This is a genomic window from Pseudomonas sp. A6, from assembly GCF_052367875.1.
GTDB lineage: Bacteria > Pseudomonadota > Gammaproteobacteria > Pseudomonadales > Pseudomonadaceae > Pseudomonas > Pseudomonas citronellolis.
In genome coordinates, this window is the sequence record NZ_CP198970.1 from 4193165 (window position 1) to 4220020 (window position 26856).

At 68.1% G+C, this 26856-nt stretch carries 21 protein-coding genes and 1 pseudogene; 14 read left to right on the forward strand and 8 right to left on the reverse strand.

Annotation, left to right across the window (positions count from 1 at the left end; translation table 11 throughout):
* Nucleotides 1-66: 66 nt before the first annotated feature.
* The 8 genes and pseudogenes from ACTWJ5_RS18405 to ACTWJ5_RS18440 all read left to right on the forward strand — a co-directional run.
* Complete coding sequence (locus ACTWJ5_RS18405; RefSeq protein WP_253392748.1) at nt 67-597, forward strand: dimethylamine monooxygenase subunit DmmA family protein; 531 nt, start codon at nt 67-69, stop codon at nt 595-597.
* Nucleotides 594-1520 (forward strand): PDR/VanB family oxidoreductase, encoded by a 927-nt coding sequence (locus tag ACTWJ5_RS18410; protein ID WP_444436270.1) that lies wholly within the window; start codon nt 594-596, stop codon nt 1518-1520. Before ACTWJ5_RS18405 ends, ACTWJ5_RS18410 begins: the two co-directional genes overlap by 4 nt.
* A gap of 10 nt (nt 1521-1530) precedes the next feature.
* Nucleotides 1531-2547: a heme-dependent oxidative N-demethylase family protein gene (locus ACTWJ5_RS18415; RefSeq protein WP_444436271.1), complete on the forward strand. Its 1017-nt coding sequence runs from the start codon at nt 1531-1533 to the stop codon at nt 2545-2547.
* A 32-nt stretch (nt 2548-2579) separates the two neighbouring features.
* Nucleotides 2580-3710 (forward strand): aminomethyltransferase family protein, encoded by a 1131-nt coding sequence (locus tag ACTWJ5_RS18420; RefSeq protein ID WP_074978510.1) that lies wholly within the window; start codon nt 2580-2582, stop codon nt 3708-3710.
* Between the two features lie 53 nt (nt 3711-3763).
* Nucleotides 3764-4621: a formyltetrahydrofolate deformylase gene (gene purU / locus ACTWJ5_RS18425; protein ID WP_444436272.1), complete on the forward strand. Its 858-nt coding sequence runs from the start codon at nt 3764-3766 to the stop codon at nt 4619-4621.
* Between the two features lie 25 nt (nt 4622-4646).
* Complete coding sequence (locus tag ACTWJ5_RS18430; RefSeq protein WP_261748562.1) at nt 4647-6017, forward strand: flavin-containing monooxygenase; 1371 nt, start codon at nt 4647-4649, stop codon at nt 6015-6017.
* A gap of 49 nt (nt 6018-6066) precedes the next feature.
* Complete coding sequence (locus ACTWJ5_RS18435) at nt 6067-8412, forward strand: DUF1989 domain-containing protein (RefSeq protein ID WP_444436273.1); 2346 nt, start codon at nt 6067-6069, stop codon at nt 8410-8412.
* Between the two features lie 456 nt (nt 8413-8868).
* Nucleotides 8869-9450: pseudogene (locus tag ACTWJ5_RS18440) on the forward strand (methyl-accepting chemotaxis protein); the annotation flags it as partial.
* A 288-nt stretch (nt 9451-9738) separates the two neighbouring features.
* On the opposite strand, the gene ACTWJ5_RS18445 reads toward ACTWJ5_RS18440, so the two are convergent.
* The 8 genes from ACTWJ5_RS18445 to glnT form a co-directional block, all read right to left on the reverse strand.
* Nucleotides 9739-10716 (reverse strand): IS110 family transposase, encoded by a 978-nt coding sequence (locus ACTWJ5_RS18445; protein WP_444436200.1) that lies wholly within the window; start codon nt 10714-10716, stop codon nt 9739-9741.
* A gap of 414 nt (nt 10717-11130) precedes the next feature.
* Entirely contained in the window at nt 11131-11472 is a 342-nt protein-coding gene (locus ACTWJ5_RS18450; protein WP_074978502.1) for a DMT family transporter, read from the reverse strand.
* 68 nt (nt 11473-11540) lie between these two features.
* On the reverse strand, nt 11541-11879 hold the full coding sequence (locus tag ACTWJ5_RS18455) for a P-II family nitrogen regulator (protein WP_009622545.1): 339 nt from the start codon (nt 11877-11879) through the stop codon (nt 11541-11543).
* 11 nt (nt 11880-11890) lie between these two features.
* Nucleotides 11891-13210, reverse strand: coding sequence for an ammonium transporter (locus ACTWJ5_RS18460; RefSeq protein ID WP_043313395.1), 1320 nt, complete (start codon nt 13208-13210; stop codon nt 11891-11893).
* Nucleotides 13211-13825: 615 nt separating this feature from the next.
* Nucleotides 13826-15151 (reverse strand): FMN-binding glutamate synthase family protein, encoded by a 1326-nt coding sequence (locus tag ACTWJ5_RS18465; protein ID WP_074978500.1) that lies wholly within the window; start codon nt 15149-15151, stop codon nt 13826-13828.
* A 21-nt stretch (nt 15152-15172) separates the two neighbouring features.
* Entirely contained in the window at nt 15173-15847 is a 675-nt protein-coding gene (locus tag ACTWJ5_RS18470; RefSeq protein WP_074978498.1) for a protein glxC, read from the reverse strand.
* Between the two features lie 32 nt (nt 15848-15879).
* A complete protein-coding gene (locus ACTWJ5_RS18475; protein WP_009622549.1) occupies nt 15880-16785 on the reverse strand; it encodes a class II glutamine amidotransferase in 906 nt (301 codons plus the stop codon).
* Nucleotides 16786-16876: 91 nt separating this feature from the next.
* The gene (glnT, locus tag ACTWJ5_RS18480) at nt 16877-18211 is read right to left on the reverse strand and encodes a type III glutamate--ammonia ligase (protein WP_009622550.1); all 1335 of its coding nucleotides are present in this window, start codon (nt 18209-18211) and stop codon (nt 16877-16879) included.
* A 287-nt stretch (nt 18212-18498) separates the two neighbouring features.
* Here glnT and ACTWJ5_RS18485 point away from each other — a divergent pair, with 287 nt between their 5' ends.
* From ACTWJ5_RS18485 to ACTWJ5_RS18510, 6 genes are all read left to right on the forward strand, one after another.
* Nucleotides 18499-19092, forward strand: a complete 594-nt coding sequence (locus tag ACTWJ5_RS18485; protein WP_009622552.1) for a helix-turn-helix domain-containing protein — start codon at nt 18499-18501, stop codon at nt 19090-19092.
* A gap of 1559 nt (nt 19093-20651) precedes the next feature.
* Nucleotides 20652-21518 carry a formyltetrahydrofolate deformylase gene (gene purU, locus ACTWJ5_RS18490; RefSeq protein WP_043271772.1) on the forward strand — a complete coding sequence of 289 codons (867 nt, stop codon included), beginning with the start codon at nt 20652-20654 and terminating at the stop codon, nt 21516-21518.
* Nucleotides 21515-22402, forward strand: coding sequence for a bifunctional methylenetetrahydrofolate dehydrogenase/methenyltetrahydrofolate cyclohydrolase FolD (gene folD, locus ACTWJ5_RS18495; protein ID WP_261748556.1), 888 nt, complete (start codon nt 21515-21517; stop codon nt 22400-22402). Before purU (ACTWJ5_RS18490) ends, folD begins: the two co-directional genes overlap by 4 nt.
* 5 nt (nt 22403-22407) lie before the next feature.
* A complete protein-coding gene (locus tag ACTWJ5_RS18500) occupies nt 22408-23649 on the forward strand; it encodes an FAD-dependent oxidoreductase (RefSeq protein WP_444436274.1) in 1242 nt (413 codons plus the stop codon).
* 10 nt (nt 23650-23659) lie between these two features.
* Entirely contained in the window at nt 23660-23956 is a 297-nt protein-coding gene (locus ACTWJ5_RS18505; protein WP_444436275.1) for a sarcosine oxidase subunit delta, read from the forward strand.
* On the forward strand, nt 23953-26856 hold the full coding sequence (locus tag ACTWJ5_RS18510; protein ID WP_444436276.1) for a 2Fe-2S iron-sulfur cluster-binding protein: 2904 nt from the start codon (nt 23953-23955) through the stop codon (nt 26854-26856). The genes ACTWJ5_RS18505 and ACTWJ5_RS18510 overlap by 4 nt, the downstream gene beginning before the upstream one ends.

Sequence of the window (26856 nt, forward strand, 5' to 3'; positions counted from 1 at the left end):
GCGCACCAACACAAGGCCCCGCGCCTCAGGATCGGGCACGGCGGCGACCCACCCAGCGAGGAAGCCATGACCGATACCGCTCTCTGCGCCAGCGCCCCGCCGCTGCCCAGCCTGCCCCGCTACGACGCCCCGCCGCGCCTGGCCGGCGGCCAGGCGCTGCTGGTGATGCAACAGGCCGACGCCGACCAGGCCCGCGCCCTGGCCGCCCGCCTCGGGCTGGCCGCCGGCGAACTGGAACTGCTGGCCACCGACGCGCAGAACGCCCAGCGCGCCCTGCAGGAACGCCTGGCCAACGCCAGCGTCGGCCTGCAGCTGCTGCTGTGGGGCGACGAGGCCTTCCTCTGGCCGCTGCATGCCCTGGCCCGCCAGGCCGGCCTGCGCCCCGACGAAATCCACCTGCTGCGCCAGGGCGGGGCCGCCCGCACGCTGTACTGCGTGCACTGCGGCACCTTGCAGAGCGCCGGCGCCGCCGACCACCACGACTGCCGCCAGTGCGGCGTGCGCCTGGAAGTGCGGCGGCATTTCTCCCAGCGCCTGGGCGCCTACCTGGGCGTGTGCGCCGACGCCGACCAACCCTATGCGGAGGCCCGCCCATGAGCGCCTTCTTCGACGTCCGGGTAAGCGCCGTGCGCGCCCTCACCCCGGTGATCCGCGAATTCACCTTCGAGGCCGTGGACGGCGCGCTGCCCGGCTTCTCCGCCGGCAGCCACGTGCAGCTGTGCCTGCCCAACGGCCTGCGCAACGCCTACTCGCTGCTCGGCGACCCGGCCGACGCCAGCCACTACCGCATCGCCGTGCGCCGCCAGGAAAAGTCCCGCGGCGGCTCGCGCTACCTGCACGAGCAACTGCAGGTCGGCGACCAGCTGCGCGTCGGCGCCCCGGCCAACCTGTTCTCCCTGCACGGCGAGGCGCGCCGGCACATCCTGGTGGCCGGCGGCATCGGCATCACGCCCTTCCTCGCCCACTGCCGCGAGCTGCTGCGCCGCGGCGCGGAGTTCGAACTGCATTACGCCTACCGCAGCGGGATCAGCGACGCCTACCTGGGCGAACTGCGCGACCTGCTCGGCGAGCGCCTGCACGAATACGACGGCGCCCAGCGCGCGCTGGACCTCAACCAGTTGCTGCGCCACCGCCCGCTGGGCAGCCACGTCTACGCCTGCGGCCCGCAGCGCCTGCTGCTGGCCCTGCGCGAGCAGGCCGCGGCGCTGGGCTGGAGCGACTCGCGGGTGCACTGGGAAGCCTTCGCCGCGCCCGAACCGGGCCAGCCGTTCCGCGTGGAGCTGGCGCGCAGCGGCCGCCAGCTGGAAGTGGGCGCCGAGCAGAGCCTGCTCGAAGCCCTGGAAGGCGCCGGCGTGGAAGTGCCCAGCCTGTGCCGCGGCGGGGTCTGCGGGCAGTGCCAGACACGCTACCTCAAGGGCGAGGTGGAGCACCGCGACCACGTCCTCGACGCCGGCGAACGCGCCGGCAGCCTGATGCCCTGCGTATCCCGCGGCTGCGGCCCGATCCTGCTCGACCTCTAGGAGAACTACGATGCCCACGACCCTCAAGCCGGTGGAGCGCTACCGCGAGGCCTTCAGCTTCGCCAACAGCGCGGAGGCCATCCGCCGCTTCCCGTTCCCCTTCCCGGAAGACCAGTACCAGTACTCGGTGAACATCGAGCCGGCCGTGCCGCGCGAGCCGGGTTCGGTGTTCGAGCACCTGTTCGACATCGACGAGCACTACCGCTCCGAGGTGGCCGAGCGCGCCCTGGTGCTGCAGCGCGACCCGACGCGCTGCCTGGTGATGCCGCACATGCAGCCGGCCGCCTGGGACGCCCTGGCGCTGCTGATGGAGCGCCTTTCCAGCGACTACCCGCAGTACTTCCAACTGCACCGCGAGGGCGCGCAGTGGGAGTGGCGCAACCTGGTGCTGGGCATCCACCAGCGCTTCACCTACGGCGACGCCAGCAGCCTGCCCTGCGAGCCGCTGGAATACATCACCCGCCAGGTGCAGGGCGACTTCGCCCTGCTCGACCAGCGCGACGGCGACCTGTTCATGGACGCCGGCATGGTCACCGGCCCGGCCGACTGGTCGCTGGCCTTCGACGCCGGCATGAGCTTCAAGCAATGGCACTCGCCGGTGCCCATGGCGCACCAGATGGGCGTGTTCGACCGCGCCCTGAAGTACCTGCTGAACCTGCAGGTGGGCCAGCCGATGCGCCGGCTGAACTGGACCATGACCATCAACCCGCGCCTGGACACCTCGCCGGAGACCTACCACGAGTGGGGCGCCGACCGCGGCACAGTCACCGCGCAGAACGCCGGTGAGCTGGTGCACCTGCGCGTGGAGCTGCAGGTGATGGCGCGCCTGCCGCGCAGCTACGCGCTGATGTTCAGCATCCGCACCTACCTGATCAGCATGAACGAGCTGGCCACCCAGCCGCACTGGGCCCGGCGCCTGTACCGCGTGCTGCGCGACCTGCCCGAGCCCATCGCCGACTACAAGGGCCTGAGCCGCTACCGCGGCGCCCTGCTCGACTGGCTGCGGCCGTTCGATCCGCAAGCCTGAAGAACCGCCACCCACTACAAGAGGATTACCCCATGGCCAATTCCTGGCGCATCAGCGCCCTGCGTGAACGCCACCTGGCGCTTGGCTCCAAACTCGAGGACTGGAACGGCATGGGCACCGCCTGGACCTACGCCAGCGACCTCGCCGACCACCACGAGGCGATCCGCACCCGCGCAGGGCTGATGGACGTGTCCGGGCTGAAGAAGGTGCACTACGTCGGCCCCCACGCCGAGAGCCTGCTGGACTGGGCCACCACCCGCGACATCTCCAAGCTCTACCCGGGCAAGTCGGTGTACGCCTGCATGCTCGACGAGGACGGCAAGTTCGCCGACGACTGCATCGTCTACCGCACCGGCCCCAACGCCTTCATGGTGGTGCACGGCGCCGGCGTCGGCCACGAGATGCTCATTCGCTCGGCCCAGGGCCGGCAGGTGGCGGTGCTGTTCGACGACGACCTGCACGACCTGTCGCTGCAGGGCCCGCTGGCGGTGGACTTCCTCGCCAGGCACGTGCCGGGCATCCGCGAGCTGCCCTACTTCCACCACCTGCAGGGCAAGCTGTTCGGGCATCCGGTGATGATCTCGCGCACCGGCTACACCGGCGAGCGCGGCTACGAGATCTTCTGCAAGGCCGCCGACGCCCCGGCCATCTGGGACGGCATCCTCGAACAGGGCGAGGACCTGGGCATCATCCCCTGCGCCTTCACCGCCCTGGACTGGCTGCGGGTGGAGAGCTACCTGCTGTTCTACCCCTACGACAACTCGCAGATGTACCCCTTCGCCGACGAGAAGGCCGGCGACAGCCTCTGGGAGCTGGGCCTGGACTTCACCGTGTCGCCCGGCAAGCAGGACTTCCGCGGCGCCGGCGAGCACTACCGGCTCAAGGGCCAGGAGCGCTTCCGCATCTTCGGCGTGCTGCTCGACGGCGAGCAGGCCGCCCAGGCCGGCGACACCCTGTGGCATGCCGGGCAGGAAGTGGGGCTGATCACCTGCGCCATGTACTCGCGGCTGACCGGCCGTTCCATGGCCATCGCCCGGCTGAGCACCGACTGCGCCGAACAGGGCGTGCCGCTGCAGGTGCGCGGCAGCCTGCAGACCAGCGCCATCGCCCACACCCTGCCCTTCGACGACCCCGAGAAGAAGAAGCGCACCGCCAAGGGCTGAGCCCTGCCCGCCCGGCGCGCCGGGCGGCCTTCCACCCCGCTGCGAGACCGAACATGGACACCCACTACATCCTCACCATCGACTGCCCGGCGCGCTCCGGGATAGTCGCCGCCGTCAGCACCTACCTGGCCGGGCGGCAGTGCTACATCAGCGAGCTGTCGCAGTTCGACGACGAGATCACCGGGCGCTTCTTCATGCGCGCCGTGTTCCGCTTCGACGCCGACGCCAAGGGCGACATCCAGGCCCTGCGCGACGGCTTCGAGGACGTCGCCGTGCCCTTCGACATGCACTGGCAGCTGTTCGACGGCCAGCAGCCGATGCGCGTGCTGCTGATGGTCAGCAAGTTCGACCATTGCCTGGCGGACCTGCTGTACCGCCACGCCAAGGGTGAGCTGGAGATGCAGATCACCGCCATCGTCTCCAACCACCTCGACCTGCGCCCCATGGCCGAGCGCGAAGGCATTCGCTTCATCTACCTGCCGGTCACGAAAGACACCAAGGCCCAGCAGGAAGCCGAGCTGCTGAAGATAGTCGCCGAGACCGGCACCGAACTGGTGGTGCTCGCCCGCTACATGCAGATCCTCTCCGACGACCTCTGCAAACAGCTCTCCGGCAAGGCCATCAACATCCACCACTCGTTCCTCCCCGGCTTCAAGGGCGCCAAGCCCTACCACCAGGCCTACGAGCGTGGCGTGAAGCTGATCGGCGCCACCGCGCACTACGTCACCAGCGACCTCGACGAGGGCCCGATCATCGAGCAGGAAGTGCAGCGCGTGGACCACGCCTACAGCCCCGAGGCGCTGGTCGCCATCGGCCGCGACACCGAGACCGTGGCCCTGTCGCGGGCGCTCAAGTACCACCTGCAACACCGCGTGTTCATCAACCGCGACAAGACCGTGATCTTCTCCTGACAACTACGAACGTGGAGCACCGGACATGAAGCAAAGAGTCGCCATCATCGGCGCCGGCCCCAGCGGCCTGGCCCAGCTGCGGGCCTTCCAGTCGGCTCGCGACAAGGGCGCCGACATCCCCGAACTGGTCTGCTTCGAGAAGCAGGCCGACTGGGGCGGCATGTGGAACTACACCTGGCGCACCGGCCTGGACGAGCACGGCGAGCCGGTGCACGGCAGCATGTACCGCTACCTCTGGTCCAACGGGCCGAAGGAATGCCTGGAGTTCGCCGACTACAGCTTCGACGAGCACTTCGGCCGGCCCATGGGCTCCTACCCGCCGCGCGAGGTGCTCTGGGACTACATCAAGGGCCGCGTGGTCAAGGCCGGCGTGCGCCCCTACATCCGCTTCAACACCACGGTGCGCAACGTCACCTGGGACGAGGCCGGCGGCACCTTCGAGGTCACCGCCCACAGCTACGACGACGACCGCACCTACAGCGAGACCTTCGACTACGTGGTGGTCGCCAGCGGCCACTTCTCCACGCCCAACGTGCCCTACTTCGACGGCTTCGAGAGCTTCGCCGGGCGCGTGCTGCACGCCCACGACTTCCGCGACGCCCTGGAATTCCAGGGCAAGGACGTGCTCATCGTCGGCGGCAGCTACTCGGCCGAGGACATCGGCTCGCAGTGCTTCAAGTACGGCGCGCGCAGCATCACCAGCTGCTACCGCAGCGCGCCCATGGGCTACAAGTGGCCGGAGAACTGGGAAGAGAAACCGCTGCTCACCCAGGTCAAGGGCAGCACCGCCTTCTTCGCCGACGGCAGCAGCAAGCGCGTCGACGCCATCATCCTGTGCACCGGCTACAAGCACCACTTCCCCTTCCTGCCCGAGGAACTGCGGCTGAAGACCGACAACCGCCTGTGGCCGCTGAACCTCTACAAGGGCGTGTTCTGGGAGCAGAACCCGCGGCTGGTCTACCTCGGCATGCAGGACCAGTGGTACAGCTTCAACATGTTCGACGCCCAGGCCTGGTACGCCCGCGACGTGATCCTCGGGCGCATCGCCCTGCCGAGCCCGGCGCTGATGCGCGCCGAGGACCTGGCCTGGCGCCAGGAGGAGGAAACCCTGGAGAACGCCCGGCAGATGTTCGAGTTCCAGGGCGAGTACATCCGCCAGCTGATCGAGGCCACCGACTACCCCAGCTTCGACATCGCCGAGGTGAACAACACCTTCCTGCAATGGAAGCAGGACAAGTACGAAAACATCATGGGCTACCGCGACAAGTGCCACCGCTCGCTAATCACCGGCACCCTCGCCACGCCGCACCACACGCCCTGGCTGCAGGCCCTGGACGATTCGCTGGAGGCCTACCTGGCCGACCAGCCGGTGGACCGGCTCAGGAAAGCCCTCTGAGCCTTCTCCCGGGGCGGCCCCGCCGCCCCGCCTTGCGTGGAGCACGAGAATGAACCTGCCCGTGACGAGCCGGCCCTTCGAGCCGGCCCTGTTCGCCCGCGCCCCGGCGCTGGAGCGCCACCGCGTCGCCCCCGGCGGCCTGACCGTGCTGGCCCTGGAAGCCGGCGACCGGCTGCAGGCCATCGACCTGGAAGGCGACCAGGGCGCCGAGCTGCTGGCCTTCGCCGCCGATGGCCGCCCGGCCCTGGCCGACCTCGGCCTGGCCCCCAGCCCCTGCGCCGACTTCATCCACCACCTGCTGCACGACGGCAGCCGCGAGGCCGCCCACGTCAGCGCCGGCCTGGCCCGGCGCGGCATCGACTGCCGCCACCTGCCGAGCGCCGCGCGGCTGTGGGAAGGCGGCACGCCGGCCGGCTTCAGCCGCACTCTCGACGCCGGCGCGGCGCTGCTGGTGATAGTCGCCGCGCCCGGCGGCCCCACGCCGGTAGACAGCCAGGCGCGGGCCAGCGAGCTGCGCCTGCTGGTGCACCGCGCCAACCCGCGCCAGCTGCTCGCCCCGCCGCTGCCGGCGCCGCTGGGCGAGGTGCTGGACGAATTCACTATCCGCCCCGGCACGGCCAACGCCTACACGGTCGCCGCCGGGCAGTACATCCAGGTGCTCGACGTCGCCGGCCGCCAGTGCTCGGACTTCGTCGCCTTCGACCGCCGCGGCCTGGAGGCAGGCTGCGAGATCGACCTCGACCCCACCGTCACCCGCACCCTCAACGGCAACGCCTACCCCGGCCCGGGCCTGTACAGCCGCTTCTACGACCGCGACCTGCAGCCGATGCTGGAAGTGGTGCGCGACACCGTAGGCCGCCACGACACCTTCGCCCTGGCCTGCACCGCGCGCTACTACGAGGCCCAGGGCTACTTCGGCCACGCCAACTGCAGCGACAACCTCAGCCGCGCCCTCGCCAGCCATGGCGTGCGCGGCCGCGCCGGCTGGCCGGCGATCAACTTCTTCTTCAACACCGGGGTCGACGCGCACCAGCAGCTGACCCTCGACGAACCCTGGTCGCGCCCCGGCGACTACGTGCTGCTGCGCGCCCTCACCGACCTGGTCTGCGCCAGCAGCTCCTGCCCCGACGACATCGACCCGGCCAACGGCTGGCAGCCCACCGACATCCACGTCCGCGTGTACAGCGAAAAGGAGCGTTTCAGTATCGCCATGGCCAACCGCAAGACGCCCGACGCCGACCCGCAACTGACCCGCGAAAGCGGCTTCCACCCCGGCACCGCCGCCCTCACCCGGCAGTTCGTCGACTACCGCGGCTTCTGGACGCCGACGCATTTCGACGGCTACGGCGCCATCGAGGAATACCACGGCTGCCGCGAGAAAGTGGCGGTGATGGACCTCTCCGCCCTGCGCAAGTTCGAGGTGCTGGGCCCGGACGCCGAGGCCCTGCTGGACTACTGCCTGACCCGCGACGTGCGCAAGCTGGCGGTCGGCCAGGTGGTGTACTCGGCCATGTGCTACGAACACGGCGGCATGCTCGACGACGGCACCCTGCTGCGCCTGGGGCCGGACGCCTTCCGCTGGATCGGCGGCGAGGACTACGCCGGCGACTGGCTGCGCGAACAGGCGCAGAAGCTGGGCATGAAGGTGTGGGTCAAGAGCGCCTCCGAGCAGATCCACAACATCGCCGTGCAGGGCCCGCTGGCCCGCGAACTGCTCAAGGGCATGGTCTGGACGCCGGGCACCCAGCCGCAGCTGGAGGACCTGGGCTGGTTCCGCTTCCTCACTGGCCGCCTCGACGACTACAACGGCGCGCCGCTGATGGTCTCGCGCACCGGCTACACCGGCGAGCTGGGCTACGAGCTGTGGTGCCACCCGAGCGACGCCATGGCCGTGTGGCAGCGCCTGTGGCAGCTGGGCGAACCCCTGGGCCTGGTGCCCCTGGGCCTGCACGCGCTGGACATGCTGCGCATCGAGGCCGGGCTGGTGTTCGCCGGCTACGAGTTCGACGACCAGACCGACCCCTTCGAGGCCGGCATCGGCTTCTGCGTGCCGCTGAAGAGCAAGCAGGCCGACTTCATCGGCAAGGATGCCCTGCTAAGGCGCAGCGCCAACCCGCAACGCCGCCTGGTGGGGCTGGAACTGGAAGGCAACGAGCCGGCCGCGCACGGCGACTGCGTGCACGTCGGCCGCGCCCAGGTCGGCGTCGTCACCAGCGCCACCCGCTCGCCGCTGCTGGGCAGGAACATCGCCCTGTGCCGCCTGGACGTGGGCTACTGCGAGCCGGGCACGGCGGTGGAGGTCGGCAAGCTCGACGGCCAGCAGAAGCGCATCCGCGCGCAGGTGGCCGCCGGCACCGTGGCCTACGACCCGCAGAAGAGCCGCGTGCGCGCCTGAGGCGCTTTCTGGAGTGGCTTTTGCAGTGTGTAGGCAACGCGTCGCTCGCAGACCAAGGAGGAACGGCCGATGTGGTTCAGCAAGGCATCCCGCAACCTGGCCGAGGAGCTCGGCCAGTGGCTCGACCAGCTTTCCAGCGAACCGGACACGGCGCCGCCGCGGCACTGCGAGCCGCGCCTGCGCGCCAGCCTGGAACGCCTGCAGCGTGGCTGGCAGGAGCTGCTGAGCTTCCGCCAGCACGCCGAACGGCAGCCGCCAGCGCCCTGCAGCGCCGGGGAATACGCCGAACTGACACGGCGCCTGGCCCAGGCCGAGCAGCAGAACCAGCAACTGCGCGACGAGCTGGAACAACAGCAGCGCCAGCTCGGCGAGCTGGAGACCGAACGCCGGCAATGGCAGGAGGAGCGCCAGGTCTGGGAACTGACCCAGCGCACCCTCACCGAGGGCTGCTGGGCGATGAACGTGGTCAACGGCGACCCGGACCACCCGCACAACCTGATCCGCTGGTCCGAGCAGTTCCGCGAGCTGGTCGGCTACCGGCGCGAGGAATTCCCCGACGGCTGGGACAGCTACTTCGGCGTGGTCAACCCGGACGACCTGAAGACGGTCATGCAGACCTTCAACGCCGCCATGGCCGACAGCAACGGCGACGGCTCCTACGCGGTGGAATACCGCATGCGCCACAAGAGCCGCGGCGAAGTCTGGTTCCGCGAACGCGGCCGCTGCCTGCGCGACAACCGCGGCCGCCTGCTGTACGTGACCGGCGCGGTGCGCGAGATCAGCGACGAAAAAGCCGCCGCCGCCCTGCACGAGCGCGAGCAGGCGAACATCCAGACCACCTACGGGCAGATCGCCCAGGTCGCCGGCGTGATTCGCGGCATAGCCGAGCAGACCAACCTGCTAGCCCTGAACGCCGCCATAGAAGCCGCCCGCGCCGGCGAACAGGGCCGCGGCTTCGCCGTGGTGGCCGACGAGGTACGCAACCTGGCACGGCGCACCCAGGAGTCGGTGCAGCAGATCCAGGCGATGCTGCAGCAGCACTGAACCAGCAGGACGCGCTTTTCGTAGGAGCGAGCTTGCTCGCGAACGGTACTCGCCGGTAGCAGCTGTGCTTGAGATGAACGCCGTCCCCTCTCCCCAGCCCTCTCCCTGAAGGGAGAGGGGGCCGTTCGGCGTGCGCTGCAAGTATGGCTTCAGCCGAAAATGACAGGAGTGCTCTGATGTTCCAGACGGCAGAGGGCAGTCCCCTCTCCCTTCAGGGAGAGGGTTAGGGAGAGGGCGCTCTCAACCCCAGCACCTCCATCCCCCCTGTAGATACCGTGTCACCTAGCCTCGAGCAAGGGCCAGTTCCACATTGTATGGCTGGCCCGACTTGAGGACGCCATAGGCGATCTGCAGCAGCTTGCGCATGGCGGCACAGATGATCTGTTTACCCGCTTTGCCTTTCTCCTCGAGCCGTAAACGCAGTGCCCGTATCGCCTGGTTATGGCTCATGGCACAGATGGCTGGCATGAACAGGCCTGCCCGCAAGAGGCGTGAGCCGATCTTTGAAATCCTCACCTGGCCCTTGTGTTGACCGGATTCCCTGAGCCTCGGATTGAGCCCTGCAAAAGCCACGACCGCCCGGGCACTCTCGAAGCGGCTGATTGATCCAAGTTCGGCCAGCAACAGGGCTGCAGTTTTGTCGCTGATACCCTCGATACTCGTCAGCAGATCGCGCTTGCCCCGCAAGTCAGGATCGTTGTCGATATGTTGGCGAATCGCTTCCAGCGTCTGTTCAATCTGCTGTTCCAGATGGGCCGAGACCGACAGGATCGACTCTTTCACCACGTCGCTCTTGGCGGTTTCCAGGCGGTTGATTTCCATCTGGAACAGCTCCTTGAGCTCTTCGTAGCGCCGTACCAGCGCACGGAGTTGCCGCACGCTCACCGGGTCCGGCTGCCAGAGCTGGAGATCCTCGGCATGCCGAGCGCCGTAGAGGGCGATCAACTTGGCGTCGACCTTGTCGGTCTTGACCCGTTGCAACTGGCTTTGCGCATAGCTGGCGATACGTGCCGGATTCATCACGCAGACACGATATCCCCGGGCCAACAGATAATCGCCCAGAGCTTCGTGATAGATGTTGGTGGCTTCCATCACCACCCACGCCCCTGGCTCGGCATGTTTTTGCAGCCACTGGTCAAAGACGCTGAAGCCCGACTGATCGTTGCTCAGATTGCCTTTGGTGCGGTATTTGCCATTGCTCTGCAGAACCGCAATGTCGAAAGTTTTCTTGGCGATATCCACGCCAACTACGATGGCCATAACTCCTGCTACCTCTTACAGCTTTACATCATCAGCACTCCACTCCATCCAACCTTGCCTATACGAGCTACCACCGGGGTGGGGCTCCAGATACCGTTCGGACTCACGAGTGGATTGGGAAGGCAGGAGACTATCTACAGTGCAGGCTCGTAGCCTAGGAGCGGACACGTCTTCCTGGTCTTCCTTCCGGTGATCAGCCGGAGACTACCCGCCGTTATGGCGGGTCGTCGACATACAAGGAGCGGACCTTGTCCGCGATAACCGGGGGTTCCAGCGCGATTCGCGGATAAGATCCGCTCCTACGGATCGCCCCCACACCTTGCTCTTGTAGGAGCGGGCCCTGCCCGCGATTTCGCGCGCAGGGCGCGCTCCTACATGGCAATGGCACGAACGGGATAACACCCACGATGCCCCCTACACCACCACCCCTCCCCCCACCAGCTTCAACCCGACGATCCCCCCCACGATCATCACCAGGCACAACGCCTTCAACGCCCCCAGCGGCTCCCCGAGAAACAGGCTGCCATAGGCCACCGTACCCAACGTGCCAATTCCCACCCACACCGCATACGCCAACCCCAGCGGCAGCTCCCGCACCGCCAGGCTCAGCAGGTAGATGCTCAGCGCCAGGAACACCCCGCAGTAGAGGCTCGGCCCCAGCCGGGTGAAGCCCTCGGTGCGGGGGATGATCGAGGCGTACAGCACTTCGCAGAGCCCCGCCAGGACCAGGTAGCCCCAGCCGTTCAACCAGGCCATCGGTCGTTTCTCCTTTGCCAAAAACAACGCCGACGCAAAAGCGTCGGCGCTGGGTGCTTGCAAGGGGCTCAGACGGCGTCTTCGCCCAGCTCGCCGGTGCGGATGCGCACGATGCTCTCCAGGTCCTGGACGAACACCTTGCCGTCGCCGATCTTGCCGGTGCGCGCCGCCTTGAGGATGGCGTCGACGGCGGCCTGGCACAGGGCGTCGCCGACCACCACCTCCAGCTTCACCTTGGGCAGCAGTTCCACGACGTACTCGGCGCCCCGGTACACCTCCGAATGGCCCTTCTGCCGGCCGTAGCCCTTGACCTCGGTGGCGGTCACGCCGTGCACGCCGGCCTCGGTCAGCGCCAGGCGCACGTCGTCCAGGCGGAAGGGTTTGATGATCGCGGTGATGAGTTTCATGACGGCCATCCTCAGTTGGAGTACTTGTAGCCGACTTCGCCGTGGGCGGAGAGGTCCAGCCCGTCCACCTCGGCTTCCTCGTCCACGCGCAGCCCGCCGCACAGCGCCGCGGCCACCTTGAAGGCGACCAGGCTGGTGACGCCGGAGAAGCAGATGCTGAAGAGAATGGCGCCGCCATTGACCAGCAACTGGTCGAACAGCCCGCGGCCTTCGGGGAAGCCCTGGCCGCCGATGGCAGTGAGGGCGAACACCGGGGTCAGCAGGCCGCCGAGGATGCCGGCCACGCCGTGCACGCCGAACACGTCGAAGGCGTCGTCCAGGCCGATCATCGGCTTGAGCTTGTCCACCGACCAGACGCACACCGGGCCGGCGATCAGGCCGAGCAGGATGGCGCCCATGGGGCCGACGTAGCCGCACGCCGGGGTGATCGCCACCAGCCCGGCGATGGCGCCGGACACCGCGCCGAACAGGCTCGGCCTACCCTTGTGCTGCCATTCGACGAGCATCCAGGCCAGGGCGCCGGCGCAGCTGGCGAGCATGGTGTTGACCATCACCAGCATGGCGAAACCGCTGGCGGCCAGCGCGCAGCCGCCGCAGAAGCCCAGCCAGCCCACCCACAGCAGCGAACCGCCGGTGAGGGTCATGGTCATGTTGTGCGGCGCCAGGGTGGCGGTGCCGAAGCCGCGGCGCCGGCCCAGCAGCCAGGCGCCCACCAGCGCGGCGATGCCGACGTTGAGGTGCACCACGTTGCCGCCGGCGAAGTCCTGCACGCCCAGGTCGAACACCCAGCCGCCGCCCCAGGCCATGTGCGCCATGGGGATGTAGTTGATGGTCAGCCACACCGCCATGAACACCATGACCGCGGCGAACTTCATGCGCTCGGCGAAGGCGCCGACGATGATCGCCGGGGTGATGGCGGCGAACAGCAGCATGAACAGGAAGTACAGGTACTCGGGGATGGTGCCGACCACCGAGTCCTTGGTGATGCCGACCATGAACAGCTTGTCCAGGCCGCCGACCACCGACTGCAGCGCGCCGCCGTCGGTGAAGGTCAGGCTGTAGCCGTACACGGCGAACAGCACCGACATCAGCGAGGCGGTGCAGAACACCTGCATGAGGATCGACAGCACGTTCTTGGTCCGCGCCATGCCGCCATAGAACAGCGCCAGGCCCGGCAGGGTCATCAGCAGCACCACCAGCGAGCAGAGCGCGACGAAGGCGGTGTCGCCGCTGTTGATCGCCGGCGGCGCCTCGTCCGCCAGGGCGGCGACGCTGCCGAACAGCAGGGAAAGGCCCAACATACTGCGGCTCACGTGTGAAAACCGGATCATTGCCTGTTGCCTCCAACCGACGGGGACGGGGCCGGCCCGCGGTCGGGGCACGGGCCGGCGTTTCGAGCGCCCTGGGCAGGTGGCCGGGCCGTAGCCAGTGCCTTCCTGTAGGGCAACTTTATTTCCCTAGAGGCATAGCAATTGGCCTGCCAAGGCTCGTCGGAGGCCGGTAATTTCTCCTAGGTGATTGAATGGAAAGGCTTTGTTCCGGAGGGATGGTGAGCGGGCCAGGGTTGCGGCCGGTGGGCTGCGCATTTTCTTGGTGCGAATTTGAATTTCCTGCCAAGCAATATGGCAGGCCCGCGAAGAGCTTCTCGTAGGATGGGTTTCGCAAGCTCAACCCATCCTACGAAAGCGCCTCCGCGCGGCTCTTCGTAGGAGCGAGCTTGCTCGCGAATGAACCCCGCTGCGGAGTCTGTTCGCGAGCAAGCTCGCTCCTACGAGAAGCCGTGCCGCCGGGGTGTCCGGCATGGCCGGTAAATCCAATCGCGGACGGAGTCCGCTCCTACGCCCGTGCTTCCCTGTAACCGGAGCGGACTCCGTCCGCGATGCCCTGCCGGAAAAACAAAAAGGCCGGCGATCGCTCGCCGGCCTTCGGGGACTACCCGCCGTGACTCAGTACTGCACCTGCCCCGGCACCCAGCTGGTGCCGGCCAGGGGCACGCGGGCCATGGCCGCGGCTTCCACGGTCAGGGCCACCAGGTCTTCCGGGTCGAGGTTGTGCAGGTGCGACTTGCCGCAGGCGCGGGCCATGGTCTGCGCCTCCAGCACCAGCACCCGCAGGTAGTTGGCCAGGCGGCGGCCGGCTTCCACCGGGTCCAGGCGCTTGGCCAGCTCCGGGTCCTGGGTAGTGATGCCGGCCGGGTCGCGGCCGTTCTGCCAGTCGTCGTAGTAGCCGGCGGCCGAGCCGATCTTCTTCAGTTCCTCGTCCAGGCGCGGGTGGTTGTCGCCCAGGGCCACCAGCGCGGCGGTGCCGATGGCCACCGCGTCGGCGCCCAGGGCCATGGCCTTGGCCACGTCGGCGCCGTTGCGGATGCCGCCGGAGACGATCAGTTGCACCTGGCGGTGCATGCCCATCTCCTGCAACGCCTGCACCGCCTGCGGGATGGCCGGCAGGATGGGGATGCCGACGTGCTCGATGAACACTTCCTGGGTGGCCGCGGTGCCGCCCTGCATGCCGTCGAGGACGATGACGTCGGCGCCGGCCTTCACCGCCAGCTTGACGTCGTAGTACGGGCGGCTGGCGCCGATCTTCACGTAGATGGGCTTCTCCCAGTCGGTGATCTCGCGCAGCTCGGCGATCTTGATCGCCAGGTCGTCCGGGCCGGTCCAGTCCGGGTGGCGGCAGGCGCTGCGCTGGTCGACGCCGATCGGCAGGGTGCGCATGCCGGCCACCCGCTCGGTGACCTTCATGCCCAGCAGCATGCCGCCGCCGCCGGGCTTGGCGCCCTGCCCCAGGACGATCTCGATGGCGTCGGCCTTGCGCAGGTCGTCGGGGTTCATGCCGTAGCGCGAAGGCAGGTACTGGTACACCAGGTGCCGGGACTGGCCGCGCTCCTCCGGGGTCATGCCGCCGTCGCCGGTGGTGGTGCTGGTGCCGGCGATGCTGGCGCCGCGGCCCAGGGCCTCCTTGGCGTTGGCCGAGAGCGCGCCGAAGCTCATGCCGGCGATGGTCACCGGAATCTTCAGGTGGATCGGCTTCTTGGCGAAGCGGGTGCCCAGCACTACGTCGGTGCCGCACTTCTCGCGGTAGCCTTCCAGCGGGTAGCGCGAGACACTGGCGCCGAGCAGCAGCAGGTCGTCGAAGTGCGGCAGCTTGCGCTTGGTGCCGCCGCCGCGGATGTCGTAGATGCCGGTCTCGGCGGCGCGCTGGATTTCCTGGATGGTCAGGCGGTCGAAGGTGGCGGACTCGCGCAGCACCGGGGTGTGTTTCTCGCTCATGGGGGTCTCCTCGCGGCGCGATCAGTAGGCCGAAGCGTTGTCGACTTTGAAGTTGTACAACTGGCGGGCCGAGCCGTAGCGCCTGAAGGCGGCCGGGTCCTCGTCGAAGCCGGCGCGGTTGAGCAGCTCCTTCAGCTCCGCCAGGTGCTCGGCGCGCATTTCCTTCTCGATGCAGTCCGAGCCCAGGGACTTGACCTCGCCCTTGACGTAGATGCGCACCTCGTAGAGCGAGTCGCCCAGGGCGTCGCCGGCGTCGCCGCAGACCACCAGGCGCCCGGCCTGGCCCATGAAGCAGCTCATGTGGCCGATGCTGCCGCCGACCACGATGTCCACGCCCTTCATGGAGATGCCGCAGCGCGCCCCGGCGTCGCCCTCGATCACCAGCAGCCCGCCGTGGGCGGTGGCGCCGGCGGCCTGGGAGGCGCTGCCCTTCACCCGCACGCTGCCGGACATCATGTTCTCCGCCACGCCCACGCCGACGTTGCCGTGCACGGTGACGCTGGCCTTCTGGTTCATGCCCGCGCAGTAGTAGCCGGCGTGGCCCTGGATATCCACGGACACCGCCTGGTCGATGCCCACGGCCAGGTTGTGCTTGCCGTCGGGGTGGGTCACCAGCCATTCGCGATCCTGCACCTCGCCGTGCAGGGCCTGGTTGAGTTCGCGCACCGAGGCGCTGGAAAGGTCGATGGTCTTCATGCAAGGGTCTCCAATGTTCTGCTCGGTGCGGGTCAGGCGCTTTCGCGCTCCCAGACGTAGAGGGTGGCCGGCTCCGGCTCCCAGACGCGCGCCTTGTCGATGCCCGGCAGGCTGGCCAGGGCCTGGTACTCCGAGGCCATGGCCACGTAGTCGTCGGTCTCGGCCAGCACCGCCGGCTTGCAGGCGATGGGGTCGCGGATCACGGCGAAGCCGTTGCGGGTGCCGATGGCGAAGGTGAAGAAGCCGTCCAGGTCGTTCAGCGCGCCGTCCAGGGCCTGGGCCAGGCTGTCGCCCTGGCGCAGGCGCCAGGTCAGGTAGCCGGCGGCTACTTCGCTGTCGTTGTCGGTCTCGAAGGCGATGCCCTGGCGCTTGAGTTCCTGGCGCAGGCGGAAGTGGTTGGACAGCGAGCCGTTGTGCACCAGGCACAGGTCGGCGCCGGTGGAGAACGGGTGGCTGCCCTCCATGGTCACCGCGCTCTCGGTGGCCATGCGGGTGTGGCCGATGATGTGGCTGCCCTTCATCCCGGCCAGGCCGAAGCGCTGCGAGATTTCCTGCGGCAGGCCCATGCCCTTGAGGATTTCGATGCTCTGCCCGGCGCTCATGATGCGCACCGCCGGGGCCAGCTCGGCCAGGGCCTGGCGCACCGCGGCTTCGTCGCAGTGGATTTTCAGCACCGCGGCGCTGGCGTTCTGGAACCAGTCCAGCGAGCAGCCCAGGCGGGCTTCCAGCGCGCCCATCAGCTCGGCCCAGGGGTAGCCGGCGTCGCTGGCCTGCAAGGTCAGCTTGACCCAGCCGTCGGCCACTTCGTCACCGTAGATGGCGAAGCCGGCGCTGTCCGGGCCGCGGTCGGTCATGGCTTGCAGCATGGGTTCGAAGAGCTTGCCGAGCTGGCTCTCCAGTTCGGGCTTCTTCAGGTAGAGGCCTACGATTCCGCACATGGTTCGTCTCCTTCGAGGCAGCAGGCGACCGCCGCTTGGTCGTCACGGTCGCCCAGAGGGGTAAATGGGGTGCGCCCGGCGGGCGCGGCGGTCAGAAGAATTCGGTGTAGCGCTGGATCTCCCAGTCGGAGACGTGGCGGCTGTATTCCACCCACTCCATGCGCTTGAGCTTGATGAACTCGTCGACGATCTCGGCGCCCAGCACCTCGCGGAACAGCGGGTCGGCCTCCAGGGCGTCGGTGGCTTCCTTCAGCGACTGCGGCAGGGTCTTGATGCCGCGCGCGGCGATCTCCTCCAGGCTGAGGTTGTAGAGGTTCTCGTTGCACATCTCGCCCGGCTCCAACTGGCGGTCGATGCCGTCCAGGCCGGCGGCGATGATGGCGGCGGTGACCAGGTAGGGGTTGCAGCCGGCGTCGGGCAGGCGGAACTCCAGGCGCCCGTAGGGGATGCGCACCATCGCCGAACGGTTGTTGGCGCCATAGGCGATGAACGCCGGGGCCCAGGTGGCGCCGGACAGCGAGCGGCCCACCACCAGGCGCTTGTAGGAGTTGACCGTGGGCGCGGCGAAGGCGCACAGCGCAGGTCCATGGGCCAGCAGGCCGGCGGCGAAGTGGTAGGCCAGCTTCGACAGGCCCACGCCGCTGGGGTCGGACGGGTCGTGGAAGAGGTTCTTGTTGCTGGCGCTGGCGATCGACAGATGGAAGTGCATGCCGTTGCCGGCGCGCTTGGGATCGGGCTTGGGCATGAACGAGCAGATCATGCCCAGGTCGTTGGCGATCTCGCCGGCGGCCATGCGGAAGAAGGTGAAGCGGTCGGCCGATTCCATGGCGTCGCTGTAGGTGTAGTTGATCTCGAACTGGCCGTTGGCGTCCTCGTGGTCGATCTGGTAGATGTCGAAGCCCACCGGCTGCAGGGCCTCGGTCAGGCGTTCGAGGAACTCGCGGGAGCGCGACAGGCCCTTGTAGTCGTAGCAGGGCTTGTCGAGGTTGTCCGAGGCGTCCACCAGTTGCAACTTGCCCTGGGCGTCGCGGCGGAACAGGCTGAATTCCGGCTCCAGCCCGGTGTTCAGCACCCAGCCCTTGTCGGCCAGGCGCTGCACCTGCTGCTGCAGCACGAAGCGGCTGTCGTAGGGGTGCGGCTTGCCGTCGACGTGGCCGATGCACACGACGCGGCCGTAGCCCGGCTGCCAGGGCACCGGGATCAGCGTGGAGAGGTCGCCGCGGGCCATGAAGTCCGGGCCGTGGGGCTCCATGCCCATGCCGCAGATGGCGAACCCGGCGAACCCGGCGCCCTCCTCGGCCACCGCCTTGAGGCCGGACACCGGCACCGACTTGGTCTTCGCCGCGCCGTGGATGTCGACGAACTGGGCCAGCACGTACTTGATGCCGTGCTGGTCGATGGTGCGCTGGGTTTCGCTTGGCAACATGGGGGAGCTCTCCGGTTGAATGGGCAAGGCGTTGTCGGTGCCTGGGGCGGTTTGCGCCGGGGCTTTCGCCCCTCGAATTCCGCTCAGGAAACTTACTTTCCCATTAGGAATGCAATGCCAGTGCCAAGTCCGGAGCGCCGTGATGGGAGGCAGCCACGGCGGCTTTTCTTCTGTATATATGGGAAACTTGCTTTCACTGTGGGAAAGTTGCCAAGCCGCAGCCGCCCCTCCGCACTTTCTCAGTGCGAAATAAATATTCTTGAACCTAAACCGTGCAGGAACCCTGAATGTCGACCGAGACCCAACCGCGCCTCCGCCTGGAGCAGTACCTGGGCATGCAGATCAAGCGCCAGCGCCAGGCGCAGGAGCTCAAGCTGGCGGACGTGGCGCGCATCGCGGGGATCAGCCAGGGCATGCTGAGCAAGATCGAGAACGCCCAGGTCTCCACCAGCCTCGACACCCTGAGCCGCCTGTGCGACGTGCTCGGCATGCCGATGTCGAAACTCTTCAGCCAATACGACCAGCCCGACGGCAACGCCCTGCTGGTGAAGGCCGGCGACGGCCTGGAAGTGGTGCGCCGCGGCACCGAGAAGGGTCACACCTACCAGTTGCTCAACCACACCCGCGGGCCGAAGAAGAACTTCGAGGCCTACATGGTCAGCATGGACGACGCCAGCGAGGAGTTCCCGACCTTCTCCCACCCCGGCACCGAGTTCCTCCACCTGCTGGAGGGCGAGCTGGTGTACCGCCACGGCAACCAGCTCTACCCCATGCAGGCCGGCGACAGCCTGACCTTCGACGGCGAAACGCCCCACGGCCCGGAGAAGCTGGTGCAGGTGCCGATACGGCTGTTGTCGATCATGAACTACGGCAACGATTGAGCGGCCGGGAGACCAGGCACAGTATTCCCCTGTAGGAGCGAGCTTGCTCGCGAACCGCATGGCACCGCGTTTGTTCGCGAGCAAGCTCGCTCCTACGAAAAGCCATGCCCACCTGCAACGTAGGAGCGGACCTTGTCCGCGATAGCCGGAATCACCGGCGCGGTTCGCGGATGAGATCCGCTCCTACGCTGCCCTACCGCTCCATTCCCATGTAGGAGCGCGCCCTGCGCGCGAAATCGCGGGCAGGGCCCGCTCCTACAGTCCGAGGTGAAGCGTGATTCCCGCGTAGGGCGCATAACCGTTCGCGGTTATCCGCCGATGTCAACGCCTGCACCGTCCCCCTGTAGGAGCGAGCTTGCTCGCGAACCGCATGGCATCGCGTTTGTTCGCGAGCAAGCTCGCTCCTACGAAAAGCCGTGCCCACCTGCAACGTAGGAGCGGACCTTGTCCGCGATAGCCGGAATCACCGGCGCGGTTCGCGGATGAGATCCGCTCCTACGCTGCCCCACCGCTCCATTCCCATGTAGGAGCGCGCCCTGCGCGCGAAATCGCGGGCAGGGCCCGCTCCTACGGTCCAAGGTGAGGCGTGATTCCCGCGTAGGGCGCATAACCGTTCGCGGTTATCCGCCGATGTCAATGCCTGCACCATCCCCTTGTAGGAGCGAGCTTGCTCGCGAACCGCATGGCACCGCGCTTGTTCGCGAGCAAGCTCGCTCCTACGAAAAGCCGTGCCCACCTGCAACGTAGGAGCGGACCTTGTCCGCGATAGCCGGAGATTCCGGCGCGATTCGCGGATGAGATCCGCTCCTACGCTGCCCCACCGCTCCATTCCCATGTAGGAGCGCGCCCTGCGCGCGATTCGCGGGCAGGGCCCGCTCCTACAGTCCGAGGTGAGGCGTAACTCCCACGTAGGGCGCATAACCGTTCGCGGTTATCCGCCGATGTCAATGCCTGCACCGTCCCCCTGTAGGAGCGAGCTTGCTCGCGAACCGCATGGCACCGCGTTTGTTCGCGAGCAAGCTCGCTCCTACGAAAAGCCGTGCCCACCTGCAACGTAGGAGCGGACCTTGTCCGCGATAGCCGGACGATCCGGCGCGATTCGCGGATGAGATCCGCTCCTACGCTGCCCCACCCTCGCCATTCCCATGTAGGAGCGCGCCCTGCGCGCGAATTCGCGGGCAAGGCCCTCTCCTACAGTCCAAGGTGAAGCGTGATTCCCACGTAGGGCGCATAACCGTTCGCGGTTATCCGCCGATGTCAATGCCTGCACCGTCCCCCTGTAGGAGCGAGCTTGCTCGCGAACCGCATAGCACCGCGCTTGTTCGCGAGCAAGCTCGCTCCTACAAAAAGCCCTTCCCGACCGCTCGGCCGAAAACTTTCCTGCCAGGATAAAAATTTTCCCCAGGGTATGGACCCACGGATTCGCTTCGCCTATAAAAGCGCGAAAGGAAATTTATATTCCCAACAGTAAAAATCCCTTCACCGGCAAAAGCCGTCCCCGCCGGTGAAACTTCCGCCCTTGCGCGCCGAGCTGCCTCCACACATCACGAGGACCCGACATGCACCACGCCCCCAGCCACTTCATCATCCGCATCAGTTGCCCGGCGGTGTCCGGGATAGTCGCGGCGGTGACCACCTACCTGGCCGAGCAGGGTTGCTACATCAGCGAGATGGCGCAGTTCGACGACGAAGGCAGCGGCCGCTTCTTCATGCGCGCCGTGTTCCGCTTCAACGAGGGCCTGGAGGGCGACATCGGCAACATCGAGTCCGGTTTCGCCGACGTGGCCAGCCGCTTCGACATGGACTGGAGCCTGCACAGCAGCGCCAAGCCGATGCGCGTGCTGCTGATGGTCAGCAAGTTCGACCATTGCCTGGCCGACCTGCTCTACCGCCATGCCAAGGGCGAGCTGGAGATGCAGATCACCGCCATCGTCTCCAACCACCTCGACCTGCGCCCCATGGCCGAGCGAGAAGGCATCCGCTTCATCTACCTGCCGGTCACGAAAGACACCAAGGCCCAGCAGGAAGCCGAGCTGCTGAAGATAGTCGCCGAGACCGGCACCGAACTGGTGGTCCTCGCCCGCTACATGCAGATCCTCTCCGACGACCTCTGCAAACAGCTCTCCGGCAAGGCCATCAATATCCACCACTCGTTCCTGCCCGGCTTCAAGGGTGCCAAGCCCTACCACCAGGCCTACGAACGTGGCGTGAAGCTGATCGGCGCCACCGCGCACTACGTCACCAGCGACCTCGACGAGGGCCCGATCATCGAGCAGGAAGTGCAGCGCGTGGACCACGCCTACGCCCCCGACGACCTGGTGGCCATCGGCCGCGACACCGAGACCATCGCGCTGTCCCGCGCGGTGAAGTACCACCTGGAACATCGCGTCTTCCTCAACCACGACCGCACGGTGATCTTCAAATGAATGCCATTCCCAGCGTCAAACTCATCGACGGCAAGGCCACCTCGGCGCGGGTGCTCGCCGAGGTCCGCGAGGAAGTCCTGGCCCTGCGCGAGCACGGCATCCAGCCGGGCCTCGCCGTGGTGCTGGTGGGCAGCGACCCGGCCAGCCAGGTCTACGTGCGCAACAAGGTGCTGCGCGCCGAGGAAGTCGGCATCCGCTCGCTGGAGCACAAGCTGCCGGCGGACACCGGCGAGGCCGCCCTGCTCCAGCTCATCGGCGAATTGAACGAAGACCCGGCGGTGAACGGCATCCTCGTGCAACTGCCGCTGCCCAAGCACATAGACGAGAACCGCGTGCTCCAGGCCATCGACCCGCTGAAGGACGTCGACGGCTTCCACAGCGAGAACGTCGGCGGCCTCAGCCAGGGCCGCGACGTGCTCACGCCCTGCACCCCGGCCGGCTGCATGCGCCTGCTGCACGACACCTGCGGCGACCTAGCCGGCAAGCACGCGGTGGTCATCGGCCGCTCCAATATCGTCGGCAAGCCGATGGCCGCGCTGCTGCTCAAGGCCCACTGCACGGTGACCGTGGTGCACTCGCGCAGCGCCAACCTGCGCGAGCTGTGCCGCCAGGCCGACATCGTGGTCGCCGCCGTCGGCAAGCCGCGCCTGGTCGACGCCAGCTGGCTGAAGCCCGGCGCGGTGGTGATAGACGTGGGCATCAACCGCATCGACGAGGACGGCCGCAGCAAGCTGGTCGGCGACGTCGACTTCGCCAGCGCCCTGTCCCAGGCCGCGGCCATCACCCCGGTGCCCGGCGGCGTCGGGCCGATGACCATCGCCTACCTGATGAAGAACACCCTGGCCGCCGCGCGCCTGCAACGCGCCGGCGCCACCGCGGAGTAAGCAGCATGCCTTTCGCCCTCCTGAAATACGGCCTGAGCGCCGACTACCCGGTGGAAGTCGACCTGCCGCCGCCCTGCGAGCTGAAGCCGCGCTACGACGTGGTGATCATCGGCGGCGGCGGCCACGGCCTGGCTACCGCCTACTACCTGGCCAAGTACCACGGCGTGACCAACGTCGCGGTGCTGGAGAAGGCCTACCTGGGCGGCGGCAACACCGCGCGCAACACCGCGGTGATCCGCTCCAACTACCTCACCAGCGAGGGCGTGAAGTTCTACGCCGAATCGGTGCGGATGTTCCAGGGCCTGTCCAACGAGTTCGACTTCAACATCATGTACTCCGAGCGCGGCCAGCTGACCCTGGCCCACACCGACGCCACGGTGCGTGCCTTCCGCCAGCGCGCCGAGGTGAACAAGCACTTCGGCGGGCGCACCGAGATGCTCGACCGCCAGCAGATCCGCGAGCTGGTGCCCACGCTCAACCTCGACCCCGGGCACCTGCCGGTGATCGCCGGGCTCTGGCACATCGACGGCGCCACCGCGCGCCACGACGCCGTGGCCTGGGGCTACGCCAAGCAGGCGGCCAAGCGCGGCGTGGAAATCCACCAACTCACAGAAGTGCAGGACCTGGTGGTGCGCAACGGCCGCATCGAGGCGGTGAAGACCAACCGCGGCACCGTGCAGTGCGGCTGCGTGGTCCAGGCCATCGCCGGGGCCAGCTCGCTGCTGATGGCCAAGGCCGGCATCCGCGCGCCCATCCACACTTACCCGCTGCAGGCCATGGTCACCCAGCCGTTCAAGCCGTTCCTCGACCCGCTGGTGAGCTCCTCGGCGCTGCACTGCTACGTGCAGCAGACCAGCCGCGGCGAGATCGTCTTCGGCGGCGGCTCCGACCCCTACCCGCTGTACAACACCCGCTCGACCCTGGACCTGAAGGAAAGCCTGCTGGCCCACGCCATCGAGATGTTCCCCTTCATGGCCAACGCCAAGCTGATGCGCCAGTGGGCCGGGATCACCGACATGACCCCCGACTACAGCCCGATCATGGGCCTGTCGCCGGTCGAGAACTACTACCTCGACGCCGGCTGGGGCACCTGGGGCTTCAAGGCCACGCCCATCTGCGGCAAGACCATGGCCGAGCTTGTGGCCAGCGGCGGCCAGGTGCCGGAGCTGATCGCGCCCTTCGCCCTGGAGCGCTTCAGCCGCTTCCAGCAGGTCAACGAAATGGGCGCCACCGCGGCCAGCCACTGAGGATGCGCAGATGAAGATCATGACCTGCCCGCTCAACGGGCCCCGCAACATCAGTGAGTTCACCTACGGCGGCGAATTCAAGCGCATGCCCGACCCGGCCGGCTGCTCCGACGCCGAGTGGGCCGACTACGTGTTCAACAGCGACAACGCCGCCGGCGTGGTGCTCGAGTGGTGGCTGCACAACGCCTCCAGCTACTGGTTCCTGGCCGAGCGCCACACCGTCACCGACCAGGTGATCCGCACCTTCGACCCGAAGGAAATCTTCGACCGCCGCATCGACTTCGCCCCGCAGGAGACCGCCCAATGAGCGCCCTCACCCGCCTGCCCGCCCCCATGGGCCTGCTGATCGACCGCACGCGGCCGCTGCGCTTCTCCTTCGACGGCCGCGACTACCAGGGCTACGAGGGCGACAGCATCGCCAGCGCCCTGCTCGGCAACGGCCGCTGGCTGCTCTCGCGCTCGTTCAAGTACCACCGCCCGCGCGGCCCGCTGACCCTCGCCGGGCAGGACGCCAACGCCCTGGTGCAGTTGCCCGACGAGCCCAACGTGCTGGCCGACATGCACCCCGCCCGCGAAGGCCTGGCGGTGGAAGGCCAGAACTTCTCCGGCAGCCTCGACAACGACCGCGACGCCTACCTGGGCAAGTTCTCGCGCTTCATGCCGGTGGGCTTCTACTACCGCTCGTTCTACAAGCCCAAGGGCATGTGGAAGGTGTGGGAACCGCTGATCCGCAAGAAAGCCGGCCTCGGCGTGCTCGACCTGAACTTCAAGCCGCAGTACTACGACAAGGCCTACCTGTTCGTCGACCTGGCGGTGATCGGCGCCGGCCCCGCCGGCCTGCGCGCCGCGCTGGACGCCGCCAACGCCGGGGCCAGGGTGCTGCTGGTGGAGCAGCAGCCGGTGCTCGGCGGCTCGCTGAACTACGCCCGCTTCGACATCGCCGGCCGCCGCGCCGCCGCGCTGCGCGCCGAGCTGGTGGGCGCCGTCGAGGGCCACCCGAACATCCAGGTGCTGACCCAGGCCACCTGCAACGCCTGGTTCACCGACAACTACCTGCCGGTCATCCAGCACAAGCGCATGTACAAGGTGCGCGCCACCCGCTGCCTGGTGGCCGCCGGCTCCTTCGACCAGCCGGTGGTGTTCCGCAACAACGACCTGCCCGGCGTGCTGCTGACCAGCGCCGCGCAGCGGCTGATGAAGCTCTACGCGGTGAAGCCGGGCAAGCGCGCCGTGGTCCTGACCGGCAACGACGACGGCTACCTGGCCGCCCTAGACCTGCAGGAACAGGGCGTGGAGGTGGCCGCGGTGGTGGACATGCGCACCGCGCCGGCCGACGCCGAGCTGGCCGCCGAGCTGCAGCGCCGGCACATCCCGCTGCACGTCGGCAGCACCGTCTACGAGGCCCTGCACGAGGCCGGCATGCGCCACGTCAGCGGCGTCGACATCCGCCGCATCGCCGGCCAGGGCGAGGTCGCCGCGCAAGGCACACAGTTGGCCTGCGACCTGCTGTGCATGTCCGCCGGCTACATGCCGGTCTACCAGCTGTTGTGCCAGGCCGGCGGCAAGCTGGCCTACGAGGTGGAGCGCGCCGAGTTCGCCATCAGCGGCCTGCCCGCCGGGCTGGACATCGCCGGCTCGGTGAACGGCCGCCACGCCCTGGGCAACGTGCTCGCCGACGGCGCCCGTGGCGCCGCCGCGGCCCTCGCCACGCTGGGCCTGGACGCGCCGGCGCCGGCCGCCTTCGCCGGCGAGGCGCAGGTGAACTTCCCCTGGCCGATCTTCCCCCACCCCAAGGGCAAGGACTTCGTCGACTTCGACGAGGACCTGCAGGTGCGCGACATCGTCAACGCCACCCGCAGCGGCTACCGCGACGTGCAGCTGGTCAAGCGCTTCTCCACGGTCGGCATGGGCCCGTCCCAGGGCCGCCACTCGGCTCTGCCCACCGCGCGCCTGGTGGCCCAGGCCACCGGCCGCGGCATCGGCGAAACCGGGGTGACCACCGCGCGCCCACCGTTCGAGGCGGAGAAGCTCGCCCACGTCGCCGGCCGCGCCTTCGACCCCTACCGGCAGACGCCCATGCACCGCCGCCATGTCGAGGCCGGGGCGAAGATGATGCCCGCCGGCATCTGGCAGCGCCCGGCGTTCTACGGCAAGGCCGAGGACCGCGAGCGCTGCATGCAGGAAGAAGCCCGCCACGTGCGCGAGCAGGTCGGCCTGATCGACGTCTCGACCCTCGGCGGCCTGGACGTGCGCGGCCCCGACGCCGCCGAGCTGCTGGAGCGCCTGTACACCTTCGGCTTCGCCAGGCTGGCGGTCGGCCGCACCCGCTACGCGCTGATGACCAACGAGCACGGCGTGGTGATCGACGACGGCGTGTGCGCGCGCCTGGGCGAGCGGCACTTCTACGTCACCGCCACCACCAGCGGCGTCGACCGCATCTACCAGCAGATGCTCAAGTGGAATGCGCAGTGGCGCCTCAACGTGGACATCGCCAACGTCACCGCCGCGCTGGCCGCGGTGAACCTGGCCGGCCCGCTGTCGCGCCAGGTGCTGGCCAAGCTCTGCGACGACGTCGACCTGTCCGCCGCGGCCTTCCCCTACCTGGGCGTGCGCAGCGGCAAGGTCGCCGGCATCCCGGCGCGCATCCTGCGGGTGGGCTTCGTCGGCGAGCTGGGCTACGAGGTGCACGTGCCGGCGCGCTTCGCCGAGCGCCTGTGGGACGCGCTGATGGAAGCCGGCGCCGAGCACGGCATCCGCCCCTTCGGCGTGGAGACCCAGCGCCTGCTGCGCCTGGAGAAGGGCCACGTGATCATCGGCCAGGACACCGACGGCATGACCCACCCGGCGGAGATCGACATGCAGTGGGCGATCGGCCGCAAGAAGCCGTTCTTCGTCGGCAAGCGCTCGATCGAAATCCTCGAGGCGCAGCCGCTCAAGCGCAAGCTGGTGGGCTTCGTCCTGCCCCAGGGCAGCGCCCAGCCGCTGGAGGGCCACCTGGTGCTCGACGGCGCCGACATCAGCGGCAACGTCACCTCCTGCGAGTACTCGCAGAGCCTCGGCCAGATCGTCGGCCTGGCCTACGCCGGCGCCCACCAGGCCACCCCGGGGATGCAGATCCCGATCCGCGTGGAGGGCGGCGCGATGGTGCGCGCCACCGTCGTCCAACTGCCCTTCTACGACCCGCAGAACCTGCGCCAGGAGCTCTGA